This window comes from Nostoc sp. KVJ3, from assembly GCF_026127265.1.
Taxonomy (GTDB): domain Bacteria; phylum Cyanobacteriota; class Cyanobacteriia; order Cyanobacteriales; family Nostocaceae; genus Nostoc.
On sequence record NZ_WWFG01000001.1, the window covers coordinates 1,047,380 to 1,072,815 of the forward strand.

A 25,436-nucleotide genomic window follows, 5' to 3' on the forward strand; every position below is an offset into this window, starting at 1 on the left:
CTTGGCTACTCTAACTCACTGGCCAGTAATGCAAAAACTTCGTCTTCTGATAAATCTGCTAGTTCATCTTGGGACGATTGTGTTGGAAGGGGACTGTTACCCCGTCCAACACTTACTCTGTTCCCTGTTCCCTCTTCCCTGTTCCCTTGAAAGGACTGTTCTAACATTTCCCGTTCCAGGTATCCCACCAAAGCATCTAATGTCGGATAGTCAAACAACAGTGTTGAGCGCAGGGTCTTACCAAGACTCATCTGTAGCTGATTTCTTAAATCGAGTACCATCAACGAGTCGATTCCTAAATCGAACAAAGGTTGCTGGGGTTTGATTTGTTGGGGGTCGCTGATGCCCAAGACTCTAGCTAAGAGCGATCGCACGTAACTCATTAACAAAGCTCGCCTCTCAGGTACGGGTGTTGCTTCCCACTGTTTGAGAAATGGCGAATGCTCCCCAGTTTGCTGTCCAAACTGTTGCTGAAACACTTCTAGAAATGGTGATGTTGTCGCTGCGGAATTTTGTTGAAAAAATCGCGGCCAATTAATTGGCATCACTCCCACCTGAGCCATCGTTCCAGCCATTAACTGTTCTAATATCTGTAACCCTTCTGGTTGGGAGATGAAACTAAATCCTGACTCCACAAACCTTTGTTGGAGTTGCTGACTCAAACGGCTTGTCATTCCCCTTGGCTCAGATCCTACCCTGTATACAGAAGTTATCGAATCATTACCAGTCCTTGAATTACCCCACCCTAACCCTCCCCTTGTAAAGGGGAGGGAACTAGATTTTTCTTTTTCCCCCCTTTCTAAGGCGGTGTTGCGATTGTGCTTACAAAATTCATCGAGGGAACTAGATTTTTCTTTTTCCCCCCTTGGAAAGGGGGATTAAGGGGGGTAATTCGGCTGTAATACTCAGACCAGGGTCCCCACTGCACACTCAGTCCGGGCAGACCAAGTGCCTGACGGTATTGGGTCAAGGCATCTAGAAAGACATTAGCAGCAGCATAATTCCCCTGTCCGGCTGCTCCCATCCAGGCAACCATTGATGAGAAACAAACAAACCAGTCTAGGGACATATCTTGAGTGAGTTCATGCAACAGCCATGCTCCCTGAACTTTCGGAGTCATAACTTTCACAAAGCTTTCCCAACTTTGCTGTTGTAGAATGCCATCATCCAAAACTCCGGCGGCGTGGATTACCCCGCGCAAAGGTGGTAATTGTGCCTGTATCTTGGTAAATATCCTGGTCATTTCCTCCCGGCTAGAAACATCTGCTTGTTCAACCATTACCTTTGCTCCAGCTTGCTCCAGCTTGGCGATCGCCTCGGACGCAGTGTAGCTGAACGCATTTCTTACAGTTGGCGTTGGTGACTGACGGCTGATGAGGACTAAATGACGTACTCCTCGCCCCACTAACCAATGAGCAGCTTGTAAACCCAAGGCTCCCAATCCGCCTGTAATTAGGTAACTCCCTTCTGCTCGAATCGTTACTTGCTCTGATTTTTCAACCGTGCGATGACGAACTAACCGCGCTACATAACGCTGACCTTGGCGTTGGGCAGTTTGGTCTTCTCCATCGGAGTCAAAGATTTCTTGGGCGATCGCGGTTGCGTCTGCTACACTTGTTGCCATTAGATCGAGGTCGAGCCGATAGCAAGGTAGATCGGGATACTCCAAGGCAATTACTCGTCCCAATCCCCATAATGGTGCTTGCTGAACTTGAACTTTAACAATTCCCTGTTCCCCATTCCTTATTCCCTTGAATGGTTCGACTACCTGAGATCCCTTGGTAACTAACCAAAGTTGAATAGAGTCAGATTGATGATTTTCCGTTAAGGATTGAACCAGATGTAACACACTGGCACAACTTAGTTCTTGCGATCGCCTCAACTTATCCAGATCGATTTGCTCAACCGGATCTCCGATCAAAGACCATAGATGAATCACCCCTTGTAGCGGTTTGGGGAGTGTTAGCAACAGGCTATGAAAATCAGTCGGTTTTAAAGGATTGATTTGGTAGTGTTTGTCATCAAGTTGTTGATAGGTTTCTCCAGGTATGGCGATCGCATAATCCTTTCCCTGTTGGACTAAATGTTGCGCCAGTTGCTCTCCTAGTCCAGAGCCATCTGCAAAGATCAACCAGTAACCCTCCACTCTTTCAGGTATGAGATTTTTAGGTAGGACTTTAGCTTGCCAGCAAACCTCATAGAGGCAATCGCTGAAATCTTCTTTCAGCATACGTTGTAGTGATTGGGGTGTTGTTCGGCGCATAGAAAGTCCCTCAACTTGAACCACCACCGCCCCACTCGAATCGACTAACTGGAGATCGGTGGCGATCGCTTCTGGCGCAGCGTAGCCGATTGCACTTTGGCTAGCGGATCTTTTTTTAGCTTGTACCCAAAGTTGATGCCCAGATCGTCTGTAAAAGTACAGACGCTCAATACCCACAGGCAAATACAGAGATGTTTCATCATCTGCTAAGAGTGCCTGTGTGAAAGCCGCACTCCCCCATTGGAAACTGGCATCGAGCAGAACTGGATGAATTTGATAGCCCTCAGTTTCCAGATTTGCTGGTAATTGCAGTTGAGCATAACCCTGCTCTGCTTCCACCCACCCTTGCTTTAAGGCTTGAAAATAAGAGCCATATTCCATTCCTTGCTGTTGAGAACGCTGGTAAAAATTCTCGCTTTCAACGACCTCTAAGGCTGATTCGACTCGATTTGACCAAGTTGCCAAGTCAACAGTCGGGAATGCAGCTTGACCGGGCAAGACAGTGCCTGTAGCATGAATAATCCACGAAGATTCCTGTGCTGCTGGTGATCGATTCAGACTGCAAATTTCAAAATGGTAACTTTGTCCGGCGTTGGGAGTCAAAATCAATTGCAAGGTTTGATTTTGTCCAGAGGAGAAAATCAGGGGTTGTTCGATCGCCACATTTTCTAGTACTACACAATCAGATTGGAAAACAGCAGCACCAGCAGCGATCGCCATTTCTAGATAAACGGCACCTGGCAATATCATCTGCCCAAAAACTCGATGATCTCCTAAATAACTTGGGTTTTCAGAACTTAAGCAAGATTCAAAGACAATTTCTTGAATTCTTGCCACCTGCAATTTTCGACCTAGCAAGGGATGAGAAAATTCATAGCGAGATAACGGTTTGGGGCTGGTGGGTTTGGTTTCAATCCAATAGTTTTGGCGTTGGAACGGATAGGTAGGTAGCACAACTTTGCGGCGATGGTGGTTGCACTCTAATCCATGCCAATCAACTTTTGCTCCACGCACATACAATTCACCCAAACTGGAGAGCATTTGTTGCCAATCTTCTTGCCCATTACCCAAGGATGGTAGCCAAGTCCCTCGCTCTAGTGGGAAACACTCACGTCCTATGTCTAACAGGACAGGCTTGGGACTGCATTCTAGAAATACTTCATAACCTTGTTGAGCTAAAGTTGCCATGCCGACAGCAAAGTTCACAGGTGAGAGAATGTGGCGACACCAATATTCAGGTGTTGTGACTTCAGATGTGGCGATCGCTCCTGTGATGCTAGAGATGAACTTGATGCGCGGTTGGGCGTAATTGACTTGGCAAGCAACTTGCTCGAATTCTGCCACGCCGCCGGATGCTAACTGTTGCATGAGCCGTCCCTGAGTTGCAACTAACTTGAGACCATCTTCTAGGGAAAAAACCCCAGCTACACAAGCGGCAACATACTCACCGACACCGTGACCCATCACTACATCGGGTTTGATGCCCCAAGATTGCCACACTTGAGCGATCGCATATCCCAAGGCAAAAATCGCTGGTTGTTCGTAGACTGTTCGATCCAAAAGTGACTCTTCTTCTACCTCTGGATAGATTACAGATAACAGTGATTTATGTAAATGAGGTTGCAGGAGAGTGTCGCATTGCTGTAAAACTTCTCGAAACTTTGGCTGGGTTTCGTAAAGCTGCCGTCCCATGTTTACATATTCTGACCCCTGACCTGCAAACAAAAAAGCCACTTTCGGCAATCCTGCTGCCAGAGTAAATTGCTCTGCATCCAGGCGTAGCAATTTTTCACCCAAGTCAGTCAGGTCGCTAGTCACAATTGCCAGCCGATAATCAAAGTGCGATCGCCCGGTATTAGCTGTAAAACAGAGGTCGCCTAAATCATCATCAAAATGGTTGGTAATGCGATCGTGATAACGAGAAACAAGCTGCCGGAGTGCTAACTCACTTTTAGCGGATAAAGTCAGGAGATGATAGGGACGCTCAGAATTACTCATCTGCTCCTCTACTCCCCTGCTCCCCTGCTCCTTTAATGGTGCTTCTTCGACAATTACATGAGCATTAGTGCCACTGAATCCAAAAGAACTAACTCCTGCCAAACGGGGCTGATTCCCCTTCGACCAGGGTATGAGTTGAGTTGGTACATGAATCGGCAATTCTGACCAGTTAATATAAGGATTGGGTTGTTTGAGATGTAGGTGCGGAGCAATTTCTTCATGTTGCAGTTGTAGAACCGACTTAATCAGTCCAGCAATCCCGGCGGCTGCTTCCAGATGACCGATATTAGTTTTAACTGAGCCAACTATCAAGGGGTGTTGCTGAGAGTGACTAACGCCAAAAACTGCTCCTAGCGCTGTTACTTCAATCGGATCGCCAAGAGAAGTTCCGGTTCCGTGTGCTTCGATGTAGCCGATCTGGTCTGGTTTGATTCCAGCGTTGTTTAGTGCCTGACGGATAACCGCTTGCTGAGAAGGGCCGTTGGGAACAGTTAATCCGCTAGTATGACCATCTTGGTTGATTGCTGAAGCCCGAATCACTGCCAAAATATTGTCGCCATCTGTCACTGCATCCGAGAGCCGCTTGAGGATAATTACGCCGCACCCCTCACTACGGACAAAGCCATTAGCACGCGCATCAAAGGTCTTGCAGCGGCCATCGCCTGAGAGCATCCGCGCTTGAGAAAGGTTGATGGTAAATTCTGGCGAAATCAAGCGATTGACCCCGCCAACGATCGCTAAATTGCTTTCTCGCTGACGCAGACTTTGGCAAGCTAAATGAGTCGCCACTAACGAGGAAGAACAGGCTGTATCGACAGCAAGGCTCTGACCAGTCAAGCCTAAAATGTAAGATATTCTGCCGGCGGCTACACTGTGGGCGTTGCCTGTAGCTAGATAGGCATCTATCTCAGTAACATCTTGGCTCAATAAACGTTGGTAATTGTCATTCGTAGAAATGCCTACAAATACACCTGTTTGAGTCTTAACAAGCTGTTGAGGATTTAATCCGGCATTTTCCAGAGCTTCCCAACTGACTTCCAACAGTAACCGTTGCTGAGGATCAAGGGTGAGGGCTTCACGAGGGGAAATGCCGAAGAATTGGGCGTCAAATGCCTTTAAATTTTCAATAAAGCCACCGTAGCGCGTAGACATTTTTCCTGGTGCTTCTGGGTTGGGGTCGTAGTAAGCTGCCACATCCCAGCGATCGCTCGGAACTTCGGCGATCGCATCGATACCTTGGCGTAATAACTGCCAGAATAGCTCAGGAGTATCGGCACCACCCGGAAAGCGACAGCCCATGCCGATAATAGCGATCGGTTCCTTTTGAGAGGCTGTCAGCGCGTCAAGCTTGCCTTGCAACTGCTCAATCACCAAAAAAGACCGTTGCAGGGGAGTTAGATTTTCAATGTTCTGGGATGAAATCTTAGCCATTGGCATTCTCCTGAATCAGCCGATCTAGCTTTTGGTTGATGAACTCTTCTAATTGCGCCTCCGAAAGCTCTTGGGTTCTAGCCAAAAGCGACCGCTCCATTGTAGTCTCTTCAAGTTCTTCGTCAAGAACAATATCAGCAGCTTTTAATCCCAAAACTTTCCCCATGAGATAATCAACTAATGCTCCCACCGTGGGATAATCAAACATTACAGTTGAGGCGATCGCGCACTCTAAGCTAGTTTGCAAGCGATTTCGTAATTCCACAGCAGTGAGAGAATCAATTCCCAACTCCACAAAACCTTGCTCTAAACCTATCTGTGCGGATGATGGGAAACCTAGTACCTGAGCTATCTGTCGCTGGATATGGGCAACTAATAGTTCTCGGCGATCGCTAGGAGCTGCTGCTGCTAACTGTTGACGAAATGCAGAGGTAAGATGCGGCCGCAATTCAGATGTTTCTCGCCAATCTGCAAAAAACGGCGAATCAGCCGACTGCTCTAAAAATTTTTGCCAGTGTATCGGCACTACCCCAACCGTGGCACGGGAGCTATTCAGCAAGAGTTGTTCCAACACTGCTAAGACTTTTTCTGGGGCGATCGTGCCAATTCCTCGCTGCTGCGCCCTTTCATCTACCTGCCGTTGGGCAGCAGAGCCAACTTCTGCCACCACGCCCCAGTTAATACTCAATCCAGGCAGTGCATTTGCTCGACGGTAAGCAGCTAAGGCATCTAAAAAAGCATTGGCGGCTGCGTGGTTGCTTTGACCTGGAGAACCCAGTAAAGCGGCAGCAGAAGAAAAGAGTACAAAAAAGTCCAACGGTTGATGCTCGGTCAACTGATGCAAATTCCATGCCCCTTGCACTTTAGGAGCCATTACCGATTCAAAGCGTTGCCAAGAAAGCTGTTGCAGCACCCCATCCGCCAACACACCTGCGGAATGAATCACACCCCGTAACGGGGGAAGTGACTGTTGAATTTCTGAGAACAATTGCTGCATCGCTGTCATATCAGACACATCAACTTGAGCGATAACAACTTTAGCGCCTGCTTGTTCCAGCGCCTTCATCTGGGTCTGATTCACATCCCGAACCCCCTTACGCCCTACTAATACTAGGTTTTTAGCTCCCTGCTCTACTAGCCAACGGGCTATGAGTAATCCTAAACCTCCTAATCCCCCAGTAATTAAGTAAGTGCTATCACCATGAAATTTATCTGTAAATGCTAAATTTTTTACCTCTAAAACTTCCGAGGACAAACTGATGACAATCTTGCCAATATGCTTGGCTTGCTGCATATAACGAAAAGCATTCACCACTTCCTGAATCGGAAATATTCTGAGTGGGGGAGGTTGGAGTAATCCGCTTTCAAATTGCTCGACTAATTCCCGCAGTATGGATTGGATTAATTCTGGTTGCTCCTGAGAAACACGTACCAGATCGATAACTTTGTAAGCCACATCAGGTCTGACTTGTGCCACCTGCTGAGAGTCCCAAACTCCCCGTTTGCCAATTTCCAAAAATTGACCGTGGGGATGAATCACCGCTAGGCTATGGGCAATAGCATCGCCAGAAGTAAGAGAATTAAGTACCAAATTAACGCCCTGCCCTTGGGTGATTTGCTGCACTGTCTCTACAAACTCGCTGGTACGGGAGTTCATAATGTGCCGCACGCCCATATTTCTGAGAGCTTGCCATTTGGGAGGACTAGCAGTGGCAAATACTTCTGCTCCTAATTGTTGGGCAATTTGCACGGCAGCCATCCCAGTACCTCCGGCGGCGGCGTGGATGAGAATGCGATCGCCTGTACAAATTTTCCCGGCATGATGGAACGCATAGTAGGCAGTCAAAAAATTAACCGGAATGGCAGCAGCAGCTTCAAAGCTGAGGTTCTTTGGTTTGGCAACCACATAAGCTGCATCAACCGTAACAAAGCGGCTGAAACTACCATGAGCGATCGCTATTACTGGATCTCCAATCGCCAAGCCGGTAACGCGATCGCCAATGGCAACAATTTCGCCCGCGCACTCCCCACCAAAACCTGTTGTTTCTAGTAAATGCTGTTGAGACACACCATCTACTTGCTCAGGGAGCAATCCTAACGCAGCAATGACATCCAAAAAATTCAAACCTGCGGCTTGTACGCAAATTTCTACCTCTCCTGATTTTGGAGGACGGCGATTTATTGGTTCCCACTGTAAGTTTTCGAGGATTCCTCGCTCTTGCATTGTCAGTCGGAAATTTTGGATTAATTTCTGTAACTCCTGACTCCTGCCTTCTGCCTTGTCTACGACACGCTGCGCGATCTGCCTCCTGCCTCCTGCCTCCTGCCTCCTGCCTCCTGATATCGCCCCAGTCTGGCAACGTAACGTAATCCCCTCCGAAATGCTACTCGATCTTCGATATCTTCCGAGCAAATTTCCGCCTGTAATGCTTGTGCTTGCACTTGTGAGGGTGTTTTGGGGTCGAGATCGATACATACACACTTTAATTCTGGATGCTCTAGGGCAATGACTTTCCCCATCCCCCACACAGAAGATTGACTAACTGCCAAAACTTCTGGATAGTCTTCAGAATCACCTGTGGGTACAGGTTGCGCTCCGCAAGTTACAAGCCACAATCTGGACTGTGCTAATCCAGCTTTGCCTAACGCTTGCACTAAGAATAAAGTCGTTTTGCATCCCTTTTCAAAAGCTACTGCTTCAGGTCGATCGAGATTCCAACATTGGATGATACCGTAAATATCTTGTGACTGACTGCTGATGAGTTGCAGAAATTCCTCTGGGCGATCGCAGTTAATTACAAATGTGGCTGGTGCAATTTCCTGATATTTTTCTCCAGGAAAAACTAAGGTACAGATGTCTCCCTGCGCTTTCAGTTGCGCGGCTAAATGTTCAGCTACACCTCCTCGATCCGCAAAAATCAGCCAATTGTGATGCTTTAAACTAACCTGAGATATGGGAGATTCTGAAACTTGAGCCACAATTAAAGCTTGTTTTAAAGGGAACAGGGAACTGGCAACGGGCAACAGTGAAGATTTTTGGTTAGATGCGGAAATTGTTACTTGTTCCTTCCCTCGATCCACTAAAGGGTTAGAAGCCCTGTTCCCTATTCCCTGTTCCCTGTTCCCTTTAACAATGACTGCTACCTGCGAAAAACCACTTTCAGCAAGCAATTGTTGCCACTGTTCGGCACTGATTAAAGGATAGTCGGGGCGGATATCAAAATCTTGAAATTTCCACCACCCTTCCAAAAGTCCGAAGATTAAATCTACCCATCGCTGGCGACGAGTGCCTTCCAACAAAACTAACTGACCTCCTGGGGCCAACAACTGCCGTATATGTTCTAAGGTTTGGCGAAGGGATGTTGTCGCGTGTAGGACGTTGGCAGCAATGACGACATCATATTGATGAGAGGCAAATCCTTGCTCAGATGGCGACTGCTCGATGTCGAGCTTTTGATAGCGGATAAAAGGATAATCTCGAAACTTCTCTTGGGCTTGACTGGTAAATAATGCCCCTATATCTGTAAACACGTACTCGGTTTGTGCGGGATGAAGCTGCGGCAGAATATAGTGGGTTGTGCCTCCCGTACCTGCACCAATTTCTAACAGCCGCACTCCTCGAACGCCAGGTAGCTGTTCTAGAGCGATCGCGATCGCCTCTGCCACCAAACTATTCATGACTTTTGCCCCAGGCGAATCCTGATAAAATCGAGTCGCTGCGGTCGTATCTCCACCTGGAAACACCAATTGCACCGGATCTATAGCGCCCCGCAGTACGGCACTCAGTTTAGAAGCACAGCGTTCCATCAATGTCAGTTCTGCATCAGTACCAGGGAAGCGATCGCGTAATGTGGCGATCGCTTTTTGAAGAGTGACTTTTTCAGGGATGCGGATGACTTGCCATCGTTCTCCAACTAACTGTAGAACTTCAACTTCAGCGAGCATTTGCAACAGGCGTTGTAAAAGTAACCGATGCTGCGAAACGACTCCTAACCGTTTGGCGATCGCTTCTGTAGAAAAGTTATCGCCTAGATGCCATAGCCAGCCCATCTCTTCAAAGGCTTGCAGTACAAATTCAATGCTGAGGTTTTCTAGTTGGTTGAGGAAGTTACCATAATCCTCCCAGTTACTTTTAGCTGTTAATTGAGGGATGCTAAGTTGCAGTTTTTGTTGAATAGATGCTGGAGTCAGCAAGGATTTAAGCGATCGCCATTGGCCAAATCTGGCTCTGACTCGCCATTCCACTTGATAGAGCCAATCTGTAATATCCTCTTGTGGAGTATCGAGCCGTGCTAAGGCTTTGACTCGCAAACCTTCTACAGTCGCAATGGTTTCTCCTTCAGCACTAAACAGGGTGACTTGACCAGTTTGTTCTGAAGTAAGCGATCCCATTGCCCAGAGGCGCTGACTAGGACGATGGTAAACCTGCAAGCGATCGATACCGACTGGAAGATAAGTTTTTTGCTCTGCACTTTGTTCATTTTCAGAGGCAGCAAGAACTTGCAGGCTGGCATCTAATAGCACCGGATGTATTTGATAATCGGTTGCTTCTACAAATTGTTCTGCTGATAATTCAATTGTGCCCAAGGCTTGCTGACCATCCCAATCTAAACCTTGGATGGCTTGGAAGCTAGCACCATAATCAATTCCTCGCTGGTGAAAATTTTCATAAAAGCGATCGACTGCTAGCGATCGCTCACAATTTGCTTGACAATTTTCAATATTTATGTTCCTAGTAACATCGACAGTGGATCGGCAGATTTTCCCCTGAGCGTGCAGCAGCCATTCAGGATTTTCTTCAGACTGTAGACTAAAAATCTGAAATAGATAAGCGTCATTTTCTAAGGGAGTGAGGATGGTTTGCAATGTTTTAAAATCTGTTTCTGGCAGCACCAACCCTTGTAGAATTACCACATCCTCAAGCATCAACCGATGGGTTTGAAACAGAGTAGCACCAGCAGCCAAGGCCATTTCTAAATAGGCTGTGGCGGGGAAAAGCGGCTGGCTAAAAACGCGATGTTCGCCCAGGTAATTTGGAGCCGTAGCACTCAGTTGGGATTCAAACTGAATGTCTTTCGATGCGGAACGCAGTCTTCGACCCAGGAGCGGGTGAATAAGCTGATTTTGGGTCGCTGGCTGAGAAACTGAACCCAACCAAAACCTTTGCCGTTGAAAAGGATAAGTCGGCAAAGCTACTTTCCGTCGTTGCGAATAGTCTCTCTCGAAGCCATGCCAGTCTACTTTTACACTCTGAAGATAAAGTTCGGCTAAACTGGCGAGCATCTGTTGCCAGTCCGATCGCCCTGAACGCAGACTAGGCAGCCAAACTCCCACTCCTGCTGGTAGGCACTCTCGTCCCATCCCTAGTAAAATGGGCTTGGCTCCTATTTCCACAAACACTTCATAACCCTGTTGATGCAGAGTGTTCATGCTCTGGGCAAATCTGACGGGTTGAGAGATATGATTTACCCAATAATCAGCAGTTTGGATTTCTTCAGTGGCGAAAATACCTGTGAGGTTGGAAATTAACTTGATGCTTGGTAGTGAGTAGTTAACCTCTGCGGCTAAGAGTGCAAACTCCGCCAACATCGGTGACATTAAGGGGGAGTGAAAGGCATGAGAAACGTTTAACTTTCTAGTCTCAATGCCTTGTGTGTGTAGTTTGGTAGATATTGCTCTGATGGCTGAGGTATTTCCAGAAATAACAGTATTATTCGGGCTGTTAACAGCAGCAATTGCCACCTCTTCTAAGTAAGGTTGAATAACTGTGTGAACTAATTTCTCATCAGCCAACACTGCAACCATCTCTCCAGTATCAGGTAATGCTTGCATCAGGCGGGATCTATAAGCAATCAACTGCAAACCAGCTTCTAAACTGAAAACACCAGCTACACAAGCAGCGACATACTCACCCACGCTATGCCCCATAACTACATCTGGAATAATGCCCCACGATCGCCATAACTGGGCTAAGGAATATTCCAAGGCAAATAAAGCTGGTTGGGAATAAGCGGTTTGATCTAATAGAGAAGTTTCATCTGGAGAAGAATAAAGGACGCTGAGTAGGGATTTTTCTAAATAGGGGCGCAGAATTTCATCGCAGCGATCGAGAGTTTGGCGGAAAGTTGGCTGGGTTTCGTAAAGTTCGCGCCCCATACCAATATACTGAGAGCCTTGTCCTGTGAAGAGAAAAGCTATTTTGTCTGACTTTTTACTGTGTACTTTGATGTTTACAAATTCGGTCGTTTTTAGTTTTTCTTGTAACTGTTCGATAGATTCAGCAATAACAGCTAAACGGTAGTCGAAATGCGATCGCCCACTGTTAGCTGTAAAGCAAATATCTGCCAGGGATATCTGGAAATTTGAGGAGAGAAATACTTGATAACTTTCTACCAGTTCCCGCAAAGCTTGTTCATTTTTGGCTGAGAGGGTGAATAGATGTTGAGTGCGTTCTAATCCCGATCCTAGCTGGGCTGTTTGCGGTGCTGCTGCTAAAATTACATGGGCATTCGTACCGCCGAAGCCGAATGAAGATACACCGGCGAAACGTGGCTGCTTCTCTTCCAACCATTGTTGAGGCTGGAGCGGAATTGATAAGGGTGTTTCTGCTAGGGAAATCAGGTGATTGATCTGATCCAGATGCAGATGGGGTGGAATTTCCTGGTGCTGCAAGCACAATACCACCTTGATTAAACCAGCAATTCCCGCCGCAGCTTCTAGATGTCCAATATTAGTTTTCACCGATCCCAGCCAACAGTCCCGATCTGGCGAGCGATCTAACATCAGCGCTGCTTTTAAAGCATTAACCTCTATGGGATCTCCCAAGGATGTCCCTGTGCCATGAGCTTCTACATAGCTAATTTGTGATGGCAAAACCCCTGCGTTAGCTAAAGCTTGCTGGATGACTGCTTGTTGAGCAAGTCCATTAGGTGCGGTGATGCCATTGCTACGACCATCTTGATTAACTGCTGAACCTTGGATCGTAGCCAGGATATTGTCTCCATCTCGCAGCGCATCATCAAGGCGTTTGAGAATGACGATTCCGCAGCCTTCCCCCCGAACATAACCATCAGCTTTCGCATCGAAGGTTTTGCAACGACCATCTTTAGCCATCATGTTTGCCTGAGCAAATGCGATCGCCAATTGGGGAGTCAAGATTAAATTTACTCCTCCAGCGATCGCCATCTGGCATTCCCCTTGATTTAAACTTTGGCAAGCTTGATGAACAGCTACTAATGATGATGAACAAGCTGTGTCTACTGCCCAGCTAGGCCCGTGCAAATCTAATAGATAGGAAATCCGGTTAGCGGCAATACTTAAAGCATTACCAGTTGCAGAATAGGTATTGCCATCTGCGTAATTTGCTAGTAACTGGGAATAATCGTTATTGCTGATGCCAATGAATACCCCTGTATGACTTCCTGCAAGTCGATCTGGTGCTTGAGATGCGTTTTCTAGGGCTTCCCACGTTACTTCTAGTAGTAGCCGTTGTTGGGGGTCAATGCTCTCGGCTTCTCGTGGAGAAATCCCAAAAAATTGCGGATCGAAGCGATCAACTTGTTCCAGAAAACCACCCCAACGGACTTGGGAGTTACTGGCATTCCAACGCGATCGTGGAACTTCGGAAATAGCATCAATTCCCTGATGTAGTAACTCCCAAAGGGCTTCGGGGTTTTCGGCTTTCGGAAAACGGCAACCCATACCAATAATAGCTATGGCATTACTATTATCCGATTTTGGATTTTGGATTTTAGATTTTGGATTGGCTTCACTTTGAAAGTCCGAAGCTAAATGTTGAGATAGGGTTTCAATGCTGGGGTAATCATACAATAAAGTAGGAGAAAGTTGTCGCTCCAACAATTCTTGTAACTCACTAGCAATGCTTACAGCTACTAATGAACTCAGACCGTAGTAAGCTAATGGTTGCTGAATATCAATTTGTTCGGGAGCAATTTTTAGTTGTTCTGCAACTTTTAAAATTAACCAAGCTTCGATATCTTTTTGGCTGTAATGTTTTGAATAATTTGCTGAAGATGTTTCTGATTGATGAAGATTTGCTCGCCATTCTGCTACAACATCTAAGCTGTGATTTAGAAATGCCAACTGGCAAGCACTACGCTGAATCTTACCACTAGAAGTTTTGGGAATACTGCCTGTTTTTAACAGCAAGACTGCATGAACCTGTAGATCGTGTTGCTCAGATACGGCTTGACGAATTGCACCGATAACTTCATTTTGATTGAGTTTACGGAGATAAGTTCGTTCTATTTCTTGAACAAGAACTAACTTTTCTTCACTGTTAATTTCAACTGAAAACGCTGCCCCACAAGTTGGTCGTAATGCTGGATGACTTTGCTCAATTGTCTGTTCGATATCTTGAGGATAATGGTTGCGTCCCAGGATGATGATGATATCTTTAATCCGACCTGTGACAAATAATTCCCCGTCCTGCAAAAATCCTAAATCCCCGGTTCGCAGAAATGGCCCTTCATTAGTATCTGCTGTATAAGCATGGAAAATTTTTTCTGTTTCTTCAGGTCGATCCCAATAGCCCCCAGCGACATTTTGTCCAGCCACCCAAATTTCTCCAACTGTTCCAGGTGGACACAAGGTTAAAGTTTCCGGGTTAGTGATCGCTATTTTTTCCTCTAACCAACTCTGACCACAACTAACAATTTTTTTGGCTTTTTCTGCCTCATTGGTAATTTTTACAGTATTTTTTGCTAATTCAGTCGTATCAATAGTAACGACAAACGGGGCAGCATTTTTCAGACCCCCAGAAACCAATAAAGTTGTTTCTGCCATACCGTAGCAAGGGTAGAATGCTTCAGGGCGAAACCCATAAGGCGCAAAAGTTTGTCCAAATCGGTCTAGTGTTTCTGCACGGATGGGTTCAGCACCGTTAAAAGCCACTTCCCAACTACTCAAGTCCAGATTTTCTCTCTGTTGGGGAGTAATTTTGTTAACACACAGATCGTAAGCAAAATTAGGAGCGCCACTGGTGGTTGCTTTGTAGCGGGAAATTGCCAAGAGCCAACGAACGGGTTTCTCTAAGAATGCAACAGGTGACATGAGAATGCCAGGTACACCTACATATAACGGCTGGAGTACGTTCCCAATCAGTCCCAAGTCATGATAGAGTGGCAACCAACCGAGAATTATGCTTTTTTCTGTATGTTGGGCTGCTCTCTTCATCATTTCTTCGTTGTAGAGCAAATTTCCATGACTCACCATCACTCCTTTTGGTGAGCCTGTAGAACCAGAAGTATATTGTAGAAATGCTAGTGATTCACTTTTGATTTGGGGAGGAACCCAATCATCAGCAAGATTGTTAGAGATATTATCAGTAACTAAATAGTGTAAATTTAATGGTTTGAGTTCTGCTTGGTAGCTTTCCCAGTTAGCCGCAATCGAGCTAGTGGTAAGGGCTAGAGATACTTGGGCATCTTGAATAATAGCTTTTAACCGAGTTAGCTGTTGGTTGCGTCGGGGTGGATAAGCGGGGATAGCGATGACTCCTGCATACAAACACCCAAAAAACGCGGCGATAAATTCCCATCCTGGTGGATACAGCAGCAAAACCCGCTCTCTAGTAGTTCCAACAGATTTTAATTTGTCTGCAAACTGACAAATTAGCACTTGCGCGATCGCCCGTGCTTTGATATCTAACTCTTGATATGTAATACTAACTTCTTCAGCTTCCCCATCCACTAGAAAAGTGTAGGCTGTTTGGTTAGGGCGATCGTCTGCTCTGTAGCGTAATAAATCAACTAAAGTAGAAGATTTACGCCCAGAACTGCTTAAGCCATCTGAAATAAAAGCCATTGACTCTGTTTACCGGGCGACCATTAAAGTAGCAGCGAGCCTATTTATTCGCATTAACCTTGTTTGGTTGAAGCTAACTAGGATATCTGTTTTTTCTGGATGAATGTTTTGGCCTACAAAAGCTTTTTGACTACATCCCAAAAACACAATTCCTACTGTCATATAGCTCGTTACAAGTGTGTTCTTAGTAACCTAAGATACAAACCTTGTTATATTGTGCTTTTCTATTTATCAGTAGAAACTTTTCTTAAATGTAATATTTAGAAACATATCGAAATATTTGACTCTATTTATTTATAAAATCAGTAAATTTTTGTAATACTTCGGTAGGAAAGTTTATTCACAGAGTATGTTGGAAAAACTTTTTGACAACCTCTGCGACTTTTCAAGCACCTGCGAATACATTGAATTTATAAAATTCGTATTTGATTTTTTAAAAAACTCATTACATATCTGTTCCCTGTTCCCGTTCGGCTACGCTACCTCGGCTCCGGTTCCATCAAGTGAAGTCGAGATGCTCGGCACAAGTCACGGCAAGCCTGTTCCCTGTTCCCTTACTACGCAAATAAGTTCGTAATCAAATCGGATTCCTGTATAAGCAAATTTATATGCCTAGAAACTATATTGGGTTATCGTGTAGTTGCCACGATCCAGCTTTGGCAATTGTTAACTCTAATGGAGAGGTAGTATTCGCCGAAGCTGCGGAAAGATACCTGCAAAATAAACGGGCATGGTATAGCCCTCCAGACGATCTGATCCGGATGAGTGAGTTGCTTAACACCTATTGTGAAAAAGATGCCGATTTAATTTTAGCAAGTACGTGGCAGCCATCAACTCTCCGAAAAGCGGAATTCTTTTACTTTAATTCGTTGTTCCAAAATCCAGTTATTCAACTTTTGTTAGGTTTATTATCTAGTGAAACACCTCTACCTGCTCCATTTTCACAATTGTTAATTTCTGGTACTGCCAAAAATCTAGGCTTAAATACAGAATTTGTGTTTTTATTAAAAAATCAAATAAATCCTCAAATTAATTCTCGTTTGCAGGTGACTCGTAAGGCATTCGATCATCATCTGACCCATGCTGCGGCAGCTTGTTACAGTAGCCCTTTTGAGGAAGCATTGTGTGTGATTGCCGATGGCTATGGTGAAGGTTCATCCACTGCTATATTCCATTACGATCGCGGCACTCTCAAGCCCATTCCAAGGATAAAGCCTTCCATACCCAGTTTAGGAGTCTTCTTTGCTAAACTTTGTAACGCTTGTGGATTCGATTCTATCAAAGGGGAAGAATGGAAAGTAATGGGGTTAGCACCCTACGGCAAGCTGAATCAGACTCTCTATGATTCACTCAAAGGGCTAATGGAAGTAAAAGATGGGGGATTTATATACAAGAATAAACAACTAATTCAACAATATGAATCAACATTAAATCATTACATATTAAAGCGTTGGGATAATCCCTACGATGCTGCCGATCTTGCCTATACAGGTCAACTTGTTTTCTCGGAATTAATGACAGATTTACTCAAAAGTGCTTATGAGATTTGTCCATCTGATCGTCTTGTCCTATCTGGTGGATGTGCGCTCAATTCAGCTTTTAATGGTCAGGTACTAGAATTAGTGCCTGAGTTTAAGAGTTGTTATGTTTTTTCTGCGCCCGGAGATGACGGTAATGCCGTTGGTGCGGCTCTACTTGCTTACTATAGCGATCGCCCTCCCCAGAATAAAAAACCTGCAAAGCTCCAATCACCTTACCTGGGTTCAACAATATCAATGAAAACCTTGAGTAATTTAGAGCAATATAGCCGACTCAAAAAAGTTCCGTTGGAATGTGGCGAAACAGTCTCTCAAAAGGCGGCACAATTTTTGGCCGAGGGTAAGATTATTGGCTGGATGCAAGGCAGGGCAGAATTTGGCCCTAGAGCTTTAGGAAACCGTTCGATTCTTGCCGATCCCAGGTTGCCTGATATTAAATTACGGCTGAATGTAGAAGTGAAATATCGGGAGGAATTTCGCCCATTTGCTCCAGCTATTTTGCATGAATATGGTGCTGAATATTTCGAGAATTATCAAGAAACTCCTTATATGGAGCGTGCTTTACGCTTTCATCCCCAAGCAGCAGAAAAAGTTCCAGGTGTAGTTCACGTTGATGGTACAGGTCGGCTTCAAACGGTTAAGCGAGATTGGAATCCCAGGTTCTACGATCTGATCTCAGCTTTTTTTCAACTAACAGGAATTCCACTAATTCTGAACACAAGTTTCAATGTGATGGGAAAACCGATCGTTCATAGTGTGGAAGATGCGATCGCTGTTTTTATGACAACAGGCATGGATGTATTAATTATTGAAGATCGAATTTATTTAAAGTAGTCCGATGGTCAATCTTAATGAAGTTAATCAATTTCAAATCCACAGTAACTATTACTTTGATCTCTACACTAATTTTAGCTAGTCTTATTTTTTTCATCTTCAAGCGATTAAATACCCCAACCACAAATGGAAGAGAGAGTACCCTAGCAAATGTCTCAGGCACAAAAACATCACAGAAAAGTGTGACAGCGCTCGGACGAATCGAACCAAAGAATGCAGTTATCAAATTAACTGGACCATCCTATCTTTATAGCGGTAGGGTAATGCGGATTTTAGTTAAAGAACAAGAGCAAGTAAAGCTTGGACAAATCATTGCCATTCTAGATATTTTTGATAAACAGCAAGCAGTGTTAAAGGCAGCAGAGCAAAAAGTTCAAGTTGTGCGATCGCAACTTAATCAAGTGCTAGCTGGAACAGCTAAAAAAGGGGAAATCGCTGCTCAAGAGGCAGCAATTGCTAGCTTAAAAGCTGAGTTCCAAGGTCAAATCGCTACCCAAAAAACTAAAATTGCTCGTTTGAAAATTCAATTACTGAAACAAAAAGATGTTGACACAGCAGCGATTATGCGTTTAAAAGCAAATTCAAATCAAGCAGAAATTGATTGTCAACGTTATGAAAATCTATTTAAAGATGGGGCTACCAGTAATGCTACTCGTGATAGTAAATGTTTAGAAGCCAAAACTGCTCTGCAACAGATGAAAGAAGCAAAAGCCAATCAAGAGCAAATTGTGACAACTTTGCCGCAGGAAATTAATGAAGCAGAATCCACAATGAAACAAATTTTGTCAACTTTTCCGCAAAAGATTGCCCAAGCTCAAGCTATTCTTGACCAGCTTCAGGAAGTTCGTCCTGTAGATATAGAAGTTGCTTCCTCCCAATTGAAGCAAGCGATCGTTGAAGTGAAGCAAGCTCAATCAGAACTTGATTTAGCTTATGTAAAAGCACCTTTTTCAGGACAAATTCTGAAAATTCACACTTGGCCAGGAGAAAGTATTGGTAGTGATGGAATTGTTGACTTCGGTCAGACTCAAGAAATGTATGTGGTTGCAGAAGTTTATGAAACTGATATTGGGCAAATTAAGCCAGGCCAAATTGCTGCTATCTCTAGTAAATCTTTACCATTTGAATTACAGGGTCAAGTAGAACAAATTGGCTTACAAGTTGGCAAAAAAGCTGTTTTTAACAACGATCCTAGTTTAGATATGGACGCTAGAATATTTGAGGTTAAAATTAAAATAAATTCAGATTATACAGATAAAATTGCTCATTTAATTAATTTACAAGTGGAAGTAAAAATTGATACGAATTCTTAATATATTAAGACTCTTATTTAATTTTTGAATAAGACTCACTACGTATCCATCCCTTTTTTCTATTCCCTGTTCCCTATCCACGCAAGTAAATTCAGGAATCAAACAGGATTCCTATATAGGTTTAATGTTTCCACCAATTTCTTTAGCTTGGCTCCAGTTAAATCATAAAAAGTCTCGCTTAATAATCAGTATTATCGGTGTGGCTTTTTCTGTAGCTTTGATGTTTACGACTACAGGATTAAAAGATGCACTTTTTGAAGATTCTGTCACTATACATAAAACTCTCCAAGCTGATTTAGTTATTCTTTCTGCTGATTTTCAGTCATTTTGGACAATCCATACCAATCCATTTCCTCGCCGGATTATTTATAGTCTGTCAGCCATTAATGGTATAGTTTCTGTCAATCCTTTTTATGTGGCTTTTGCCGGGTTTAAAAATCCTGATTTAAAGACTAAAAAAAATATAGGCGTTGTTGCTTTTAATCCTGATAAACCTACTTTTAATTTGACTGAAGTTAATCAGCAAATATCAGTTATTAGAAATGATGAAACTTTTTTATACGACCGCCTTTCTCGTCCTGAATATGGTGAAATCGTAGATAAATTTAAAGCTCTGAAAAAACCAGGCTCAGTTGTAACTGAATTATTAGATAACCAAATTAAAATTGGTGGTTTTTTTTCTATTGGAGGAGGAGTGTTTTCTGCTGATGGATTATTAATTACTAGCGACTTAAATTATGCCAATATTTTTAACAGACCTATAGAAAAAGTACATTTAGGTTTGATAACCATAACACCAGGAGCATCTCCAGAAGAGATGATTGACAAAATTAATCAAAAACTATCTTACCAAGTTAAAGTAATAACTAAGGCAGAGTTCATAAAACTGGAAAAATTGTATTGGCAAAAGGCAACTCCCATAGGTATAATATTCAATATTTTATCATTAGTTGGTTTTATCTTTGGAGCAGTAATAGTCTACCAAATTATTTTCACCCAAATTTCGGATTACATATCTATATATGCAACATTTAAAGCGATTGGATATACAAATTTTTATATAATAGCTTTAGTTTTACAAGAATCATTTTTGATGTCTATCATCGGTTATATCCCCGGATTAGTAGTCAGCTTAGGCTTATATAAATATATTCAATATAATACTCGTTTGCCAATGATATTAACGATTGAGAAAATTCTTACAGTCATATCTTTAACAATATTTATGTGTATTTTTGCAGCACTTATGAGCATTTTTAAACTGAAAGATGCAGATCCAGCAGAATTATTTCAATGAATTATTTAGTAGCTAAAGAATTATAAAATGGAACTTAATTATGTTATCGAGATGCATAATATTAACCACTATTATGGTAAGGGTTCATTACGCAAGCAGACTTTATTCGACATAAATCTGACAGTTAAATCAGGAGAAATAGTTATTCTGTCTGGCCCGTCAGGTTCAGGTAAAACAACTTTGCTAACATTGATAGCAGGATTACGTTCTATTCAACAAGGAAGTATTAAAATTTTAGGGACAGAGATATTCAAAGCGAGCAATCAAAAACTTTTACAACTACGTCGTCAACTTGGTTATATTTTCCAAGATCATAATCTAGTCCCTTTTTTAAATGCTGTTCAAAATGTGGAAACCTCTCTATTACTAAATAAAGAGCTTTCTAAAAAAGAAATTCGCCGAAAAGCAGAAATAATTTTAGAAGAAGTTGGATTGGGACAACAAATGTATCGAAATCCAAATCAACTTTCTGGAGGACAAAAACAAAGAGTTGCGATCGCCAGAGCCTTAGTCACAGAACCCAAAATAGTTCTAGCAGATGAACCAACAGCATCCTTGGATAAAAATACTGGGCGTGATGTTGTTGATATCATACAAAGATTAGCGAAACAGCGAGGATGTACTGTAATTTTAGTAACTCACGATAATCGTATTCTTGATATTGCCGATCGCATTATTAGTTTAGAAGATGGTCGTTTATCCGTTTCTAAGGGAGAACTATTACTCGACATCAGTAATTTTTTCTCAGCAATTAATGATATTGAAACTAATCAAATTAGTAGCATGATTGCAAGCTTAAATACTGAAAAATTTGCAGACTTTCTGAACAAATTAAATCGAGAGTTTAAACAGTTATTACAAACAGTCAATCTATTCAAAGACCGTTCTTTTAACAATAAAATAGATAGGATTATTAAGGTTATATCGCTTAAAATTACTCAAGTTCTCAAGGCAGAACAAGTAACATTTTTTATTGTAGATTGCGAACGCCAAGAACTTTGGTCTAAAAATGCTATAGGTTTAAACCAAGAATTAATTAGTATCAGAATTCCTTTTAATACCGGAATTGCTGGATATGTAGCATCAACAGGAAGAAGTGTTAATATTCCCGATCCTTACACCGATCCTAGATTTAATTGCAAGATTGATCTGGAAACTGGTTTTAGGACAAGAAATATTCTATGTTTACCAATATTTAATTCTCAGCAGGAGGTATTCGCTGTAGCTCAAATCCTCAATAAAATTGGTGATATACCTTTTGATCGTGAAGATGAGCAAAATTTTTTTTTATTGACTAAATCTTTAGGAGTTATTCTGGAGACAAGTATTTTATATATCCAACAAATATCCTCGTCAGGAGGGGAAAATGATTAACGATTTTTCCTCAAAATCAAAAATATGTAAGTTAAATGTCCCACAGCTTAAATAATAAAAAATGGATATTTTTACACGTATTGAATCAAACGTTCGGAGTTATTGTAGAGACTTTCCCACAGTTTTTGTGAAAGCTATAGAACATGAAATATTTGACGAAAAGGGCAATAGATATATTGACTTTTTCTGTGGTGCTGGAGCGTTAAATTACGGACATAATAACCCAAAATTTAAACAATATCTGCTCGACTATATTCAAGGGGACGGCATTACCCATAGTCTAGATATGTATACCCAAGCTAAAGGTCAGTTTCTCGAAGCTTTTGAAGAACTGATTCTTAAACCGAGAAACCTAGACTACAAAGTAATGTTTCCAGGACCGACAGGTACAAACGCTGTTGAAGCAGCGTTAAAATTAGCACGCAAGGTTAAAGGAAGACCAACCATTGTTCATTGTAAAAATAGTTTTCATGGGATGACACTAGGCTCACTTTCAGTTACTGACAATCAAAAATATAGAAATGCTTCAGGTGTTCCACTCAGAAATTCTTACTCAATTCCGTTTAATAACCAACATCATGAATGTGGGCAAGAATTAGATAAATTTTTTGAGCAATTAAACTTCCTTGGTGAAAAACCAGCCGCAGTCATTTTAGAAATTGTTCAAGCCGAAGGTGGTATTAATGTTGCTAGTGCATCATGGCTAAAACAGCTTTGGCAACAAACTCAAAAGCAAGATATTTTACTGATCGTTGATGATATTCAAGTAGGGTGTGGAAGAACTGGAACTTTTTTCAGCTTTGAACAGTTTGGATTAAAGCCAGATTTAGTCTGCTTATCGAAGTCAATTAGTGGTTATGGAACCCCAATGTCTTTACTCTTGATTCGTCCTCAATTAGATTGTTGGGAACCTGGAGAACATAACGGTACTTTTCGCGGTAACAATCTAGCTTTTGTGACAGCTAGGGCTGCTATTCTTGAATATTGGCAAAATAATGAATTATTAACAGAAATTAACCAAAAGTCCAGCATATTAACCCAAAAGCTACAAGAAATAGTAGACTTATTTCCGGCACTTCATGGCAAGCATCGGGGTCGAGGTATGATTCAAGGAATTGCTTGTCATTCAACTGAAATTGCCTCAAAAATCAGCCAAACAGCTTTTCAGCGAGGATTGATTCTCGAAACTGCTGGTTCGCATAATGAAGTTCTCAAACTGTTGCCACCTTTGACAATCAGTAATGAAGCTTTATACAAAGGATTAGCGATTATAGAAGAATCAATTGATTATTCTCTAGCAAGTAATCTTAGTTTATCAGGGTATGAAAAGCACTAGTAGATCCAAAACTGTTCCAATTGGACGACCGATCGCTAATACTCAAATTTATATTCTCAACCAATATCTACAACCAGTTCCAATTGGTGTTATTGGCGAACTTTACGTCGGTGGAGATGGTGTAGGCAGAGGCTATCATAATCGCCCCGAACTGACCCAAGAGAAGTTTATTCTTAACCCTTTTAGCAAAAAAACAAATGAGCGTCTCTACAAAACAGGAGATTTAGCTCGCTACCTTCCTGACGGCAACATTGAATATGTGGGTCGCTGCGATCATCAAGTAAAAATTCGGGGTTTTCGGATTGAATTGGCAGAAATTGAGGCAACTCTTGTTTCCCATCCTCAAGTTCAAGAAGCTTTAGCGATTGTCTGGCAAACTCCATCGGAGCTAGAGCAACTTGTGGCTTATGTAGTTTCAAAAAAATCTTGCTTGGAGGAATCGCAACTGCGCCAATTTCTCAAACAAAAACTGCCTGATTACATGGTACCATCGAGCTTCATCATGTTAAAAGAAATGCCCTTAACCCCCAACGGAAAAATTAATCGGCAAGCATTACCATCCCCAAGCCATTCTACTAAGCAGGGGGTGAGTTTATTCCTCCCCGTAATGTTGTAGAACTCCAACTTGCACAGATTTGGTCAGAGGTGCTAGATGTCGATCGCATTGGCATCAGGGATAATTTCTTTGACTTAGGTGGGCATTCTCTGCTTGCAGTTCGCCTCATGACCAAAATTGGGCAAAAGTTCCAAAAAACCCTGCCCTTAGCAACACTTTTTCAATCGCCAACCATTGAACAGCTAGCTAGCCTTCTGCAAGCTCCAATCATAGTTTCCACAGGTTCTCCCCTAATCCCTATTCAGCCCCAAGGTTCTCTTCCTCCCCTATTCTGTATTCATCCTGGCGGCGGTCATGTCTTTTGCTATGTGGAAATGGCAGGGCAACTATCCCCCACTCGCCCAGTATATGGATTGCAAGCATTTGGTCTTGAGAGCGATCGCCAACCATTAACCAGCGTCGAGGAGATGGCGGATGAGTATATTAAGGCTATACGGCAAGTTCAGCCCCAAGAACCTTACTATCTGGTTGGTTGGTGCAGTGGTGGTATCATCGCTTTTGAGATGGCGCAGCAGTTATTAGCTAGTGGGTATCAAGTTGCTTCCTTAGTTTTAATTGATAGTTATCCACCAACGGCGGTCGATCGAAATGAGGACATCGATCGGGATATGCTCATGGCGATGCTGATCGAAGAGTTAAGTGGACTTTATGGCAAAGAACTAGCGATCGCCTTGGAGGAACTGTATCAACTAGACCCTCTAGATCAATTAAACCTCTTACTTGAAAAGCTGCAACAACTTGGCATCCTACCCAGTGATATGGAAATACAGCAGGCACAAAGATTATGGAATGTTTTCTGTACAAATTTCATGGCTTGCCGTCATTACCAACTAAAAACTTACCCTGCCAAAGCTTTATTAATATGTGCGAGTGAAAACAATCAGTGTAAGGTTCAAGATTCAAATTCCGGTTGGAACACTATTATCAATCATCTGAAAATCTGTACAATTCCTGGTAATCATTACACCATAGTCCAAACTCCCTTGGTCAAAAATCTGATTCAAGCACTAGAAATGGTTCTGGAAACACCGCAAGAAAAATGAGCAATCAACAATGGCGATTGCGATTGCGTAACTATCTATATCTTCTGAAATCCTATTTGGTTTTGTTCATTTCTAGCCAGCAATTCTCATTTTCAAATAAATAGGGTATTAACCCTCATTTTGAAATTCAAAATATAGTATAAAATAACTAGTTTTTCCGGGAGAGGAGATCGTAAAAAAACTTTTGGCTCGATAAATTAAGTATAAATACTCAATTTACTTGAGGATATTGCCTGAAAAGAAAGGGGAGAAAGCCAGGAAAATAGTTCTGTTTTGAGAAGAGAAAACTGAATCGAAAGAAAAATTTTCAAGGTGTGAATTTAACCGTTGCTGATGGACGGGCGGCGTTTTTGAATAAAACTGTTGATGCCTATGTGGCGATCGACCCGACGCTGATCAAGTTTCAACAAGAAGGAACGATCCGAGTGCTGCGGGATGCCCAGGGAGTTTGCTAGCAATACAGCAGATTGCGAGTTGGTGAGGTACAAAAATACCCCACCCTAACCCTCCCCTTATAAAGGGGAGGGAACTAGATTTCTTTTTCCCCCCAATATATCGGGGGGATTAA

Annotated in this window: 12 protein-coding genes and 1 pseudogene; 9 read left to right on the forward strand and 4 right to left on the reverse strand. The window is 42.8% G+C overall.

All coding sequences use genetic code 11. The features are described from left to right. Positions 1–5: 5 nt before the first annotated feature. The 4 genes from GTQ43_RS04315 to GTQ43_RS04330 all read right to left on the reverse strand — a co-directional run bounded on the left by GTQ43_RS04315 (position 6) and on the right by GTQ43_RS04330 (position 15,517). A complete protein-coding gene (locus GTQ43_RS04315; protein ID WP_265270994.1) occupies positions 6–674 on the reverse strand; it encodes an acyl carrier protein in 669 nt (222 codons plus the stop codon). A gap of 125 nt (positions 675–799) precedes the next feature. Then, positions 800–5,692, reverse strand: a complete 4,893-nt coding sequence (locus GTQ43_RS04320) for a type I polyketide synthase (protein WP_265270995.1) — start codon at positions 5,690–5,692, stop codon at positions 800–802. Beyond that, positions 5,685–7,916 carry a type I polyketide synthase gene (locus tag GTQ43_RS04325; protein ID WP_265270996.1) on the reverse strand — a complete coding sequence of 744 codons (2,232 nt, stop codon included), beginning with the start codon at positions 7,914–7,916 and terminating at the stop codon, positions 5,685–5,687. The genes GTQ43_RS04320 and GTQ43_RS04325 overlap by 8 nt, the downstream gene beginning before the upstream one ends. Before the next feature lie 59 nt (positions 7,917–7,975). Next, complete coding sequence (locus tag GTQ43_RS04330; protein WP_265270998.1) at positions 7,976–15,517, reverse strand: type I polyketide synthase; 7,542 nt, start codon at positions 15,515–15,517, stop codon at positions 7,976–7,978. A gap of 608 nt (positions 15,518–16,125) precedes the next feature. Between GTQ43_RS04330 and GTQ43_RS04335 the strand changes: the two genes are divergently transcribed. From GTQ43_RS04335 to GTQ43_RS04375, 9 genes and pseudogenes are all read left to right on the forward strand, one after another. Continuing rightward, positions 16,126–17,889, forward strand: a complete 1,764-nt coding sequence (locus tag GTQ43_RS04335) for a carbamoyltransferase (protein ID WP_265270999.1) — start codon at positions 16,126–16,128, stop codon at positions 17,887–17,889. Between the two features lie 17 nt (positions 17,890–17,906). Then, the gene (locus GTQ43_RS04340; protein ID WP_265271001.1) at positions 17,907–19,202 is read left to right on the forward strand and encodes an HlyD family efflux transporter periplasmic adaptor subunit; all 1,296 of its coding nucleotides are present in this window, start codon (positions 17,907–17,909) and stop codon (positions 19,200–19,202) included. A 124-nt stretch (positions 19,203–19,326) separates the two neighbouring features. Next, positions 19,327–20,499, forward strand: coding sequence for an ABC transporter permease DevC (gene devC / locus GTQ43_RS04345; RefSeq protein WP_265271002.1), 1,173 nt, complete (start codon positions 19,327–19,329; stop codon positions 20,497–20,499). Between the two features lie 27 nt (positions 20,500–20,526). Beyond that, positions 20,527–21,198 (forward strand): annotated as a pseudogene (locus GTQ43_RS04350) (ATP-binding cassette domain-containing protein); the annotation flags it as partial. Between the two features lie 84 nt (positions 21,199–21,282). Next, positions 21,283–21,873: a GAF domain-containing protein gene (locus GTQ43_RS04355; RefSeq protein ID WP_265273660.1), complete on the forward strand. Its 591-nt coding sequence runs from the start codon at positions 21,283–21,285 to the stop codon at positions 21,871–21,873. A 61-nt stretch (positions 21,874–21,934) separates the two neighbouring features. After that, complete coding sequence (gene ectB, locus GTQ43_RS04360) at positions 21,935–23,209, forward strand: diaminobutyrate--2-oxoglutarate transaminase (RefSeq protein ID WP_265271003.1); 1,275 nt, start codon at positions 21,935–21,937, stop codon at positions 23,207–23,209. Beyond that, positions 23,196–23,825: an AMP-binding enzyme gene (locus GTQ43_RS04365; protein ID WP_265271005.1), complete on the forward strand. Its 630-nt coding sequence runs from the start codon at positions 23,196–23,198 to the stop codon at positions 23,823–23,825. The genes ectB and GTQ43_RS04365 overlap by 14 nt, the downstream gene beginning before the upstream one ends. A 17-nt stretch (positions 23,826–23,842) precedes the next feature. Continuing rightward, the gene (locus GTQ43_RS04370; protein ID WP_265273661.1) at positions 23,843–24,868 is read left to right on the forward strand and encodes an alpha/beta fold hydrolase; all 1,026 of its coding nucleotides are present in this window, start codon (positions 23,843–23,845) and stop codon (positions 24,866–24,868) included. Between the two features lie 314 nt (positions 24,869–25,182). Then, a complete protein-coding gene (locus tag GTQ43_RS04375) occupies positions 25,183–25,323 on the forward strand; it encodes a hypothetical protein (RefSeq protein WP_265271007.1) in 141 nt (46 codons plus the stop codon). Positions 25,324–25,436 lie beyond the last annotated feature (113 nt).

Excerpts from the sequence above, each read along its gene's own strand:
- GTQ43_RS04315 (WP_265270994.1), bottom strand. The coding sequence starts at position 674 with ATGACAAGCCGTTTGAGTCAGCAACTCCAACAAAGGTTTGTGGAGTCA.
- GTQ43_RS04320 (WP_265270995.1), bottom strand. The coding sequence starts at position 5,692 with ATGGCTAAGATTTCATCCCAGAACATTGAAAATCTAACTCCCCTGCAA.
- GTQ43_RS04325 (WP_265270996.1), bottom strand. The coding sequence starts at position 7,916 with ATGCAAGAGCGAGGAATCCTCGAAAACTTACAGTGGGAACCAATAAAT.
- GTQ43_RS04330 (WP_265270998.1), bottom strand. The coding sequence starts at position 15,517 with ATGGCTTTTATTTCAGATGGCTTAAGCAGTTCTGGGCGTAAATCTTCT.
- GTQ43_RS04335 (WP_265270999.1), top strand. The coding sequence starts at position 16,126 with ATGCCTAGAAACTATATTGGGTTATCGTGTAGTTGCCACGATCCAGCT.
- GTQ43_RS04340 (WP_265271001.1), top strand. The coding sequence starts at position 17,907 with ATGAAGTTAATCAATTTCAAATCCACAGTAACTATTACTTTGATCTCT.
- devC (WP_265271002.1), top strand. The coding sequence starts at position 19,327 with ATGTTTCCACCAATTTCTTTAGCTTGGCTCCAGTTAAATCATAAAAAG.
- GTQ43_RS04355 (WP_265273660.1), top strand. The coding sequence starts at position 21,283 with ATGATTGCAAGCTTAAATACTGAAAAATTTGCAGACTTTCTGAACAAA.
- ectB (WP_265271003.1), top strand. The coding sequence starts at position 21,935 with ATGGATATTTTTACACGTATTGAATCAAACGTTCGGAGTTATTGTAGA.
- GTQ43_RS04365 (WP_265271005.1), top strand. The coding sequence starts at position 23,196 with ATGAAAAGCACTAGTAGATCCAAAACTGTTCCAATTGGACGACCGATC.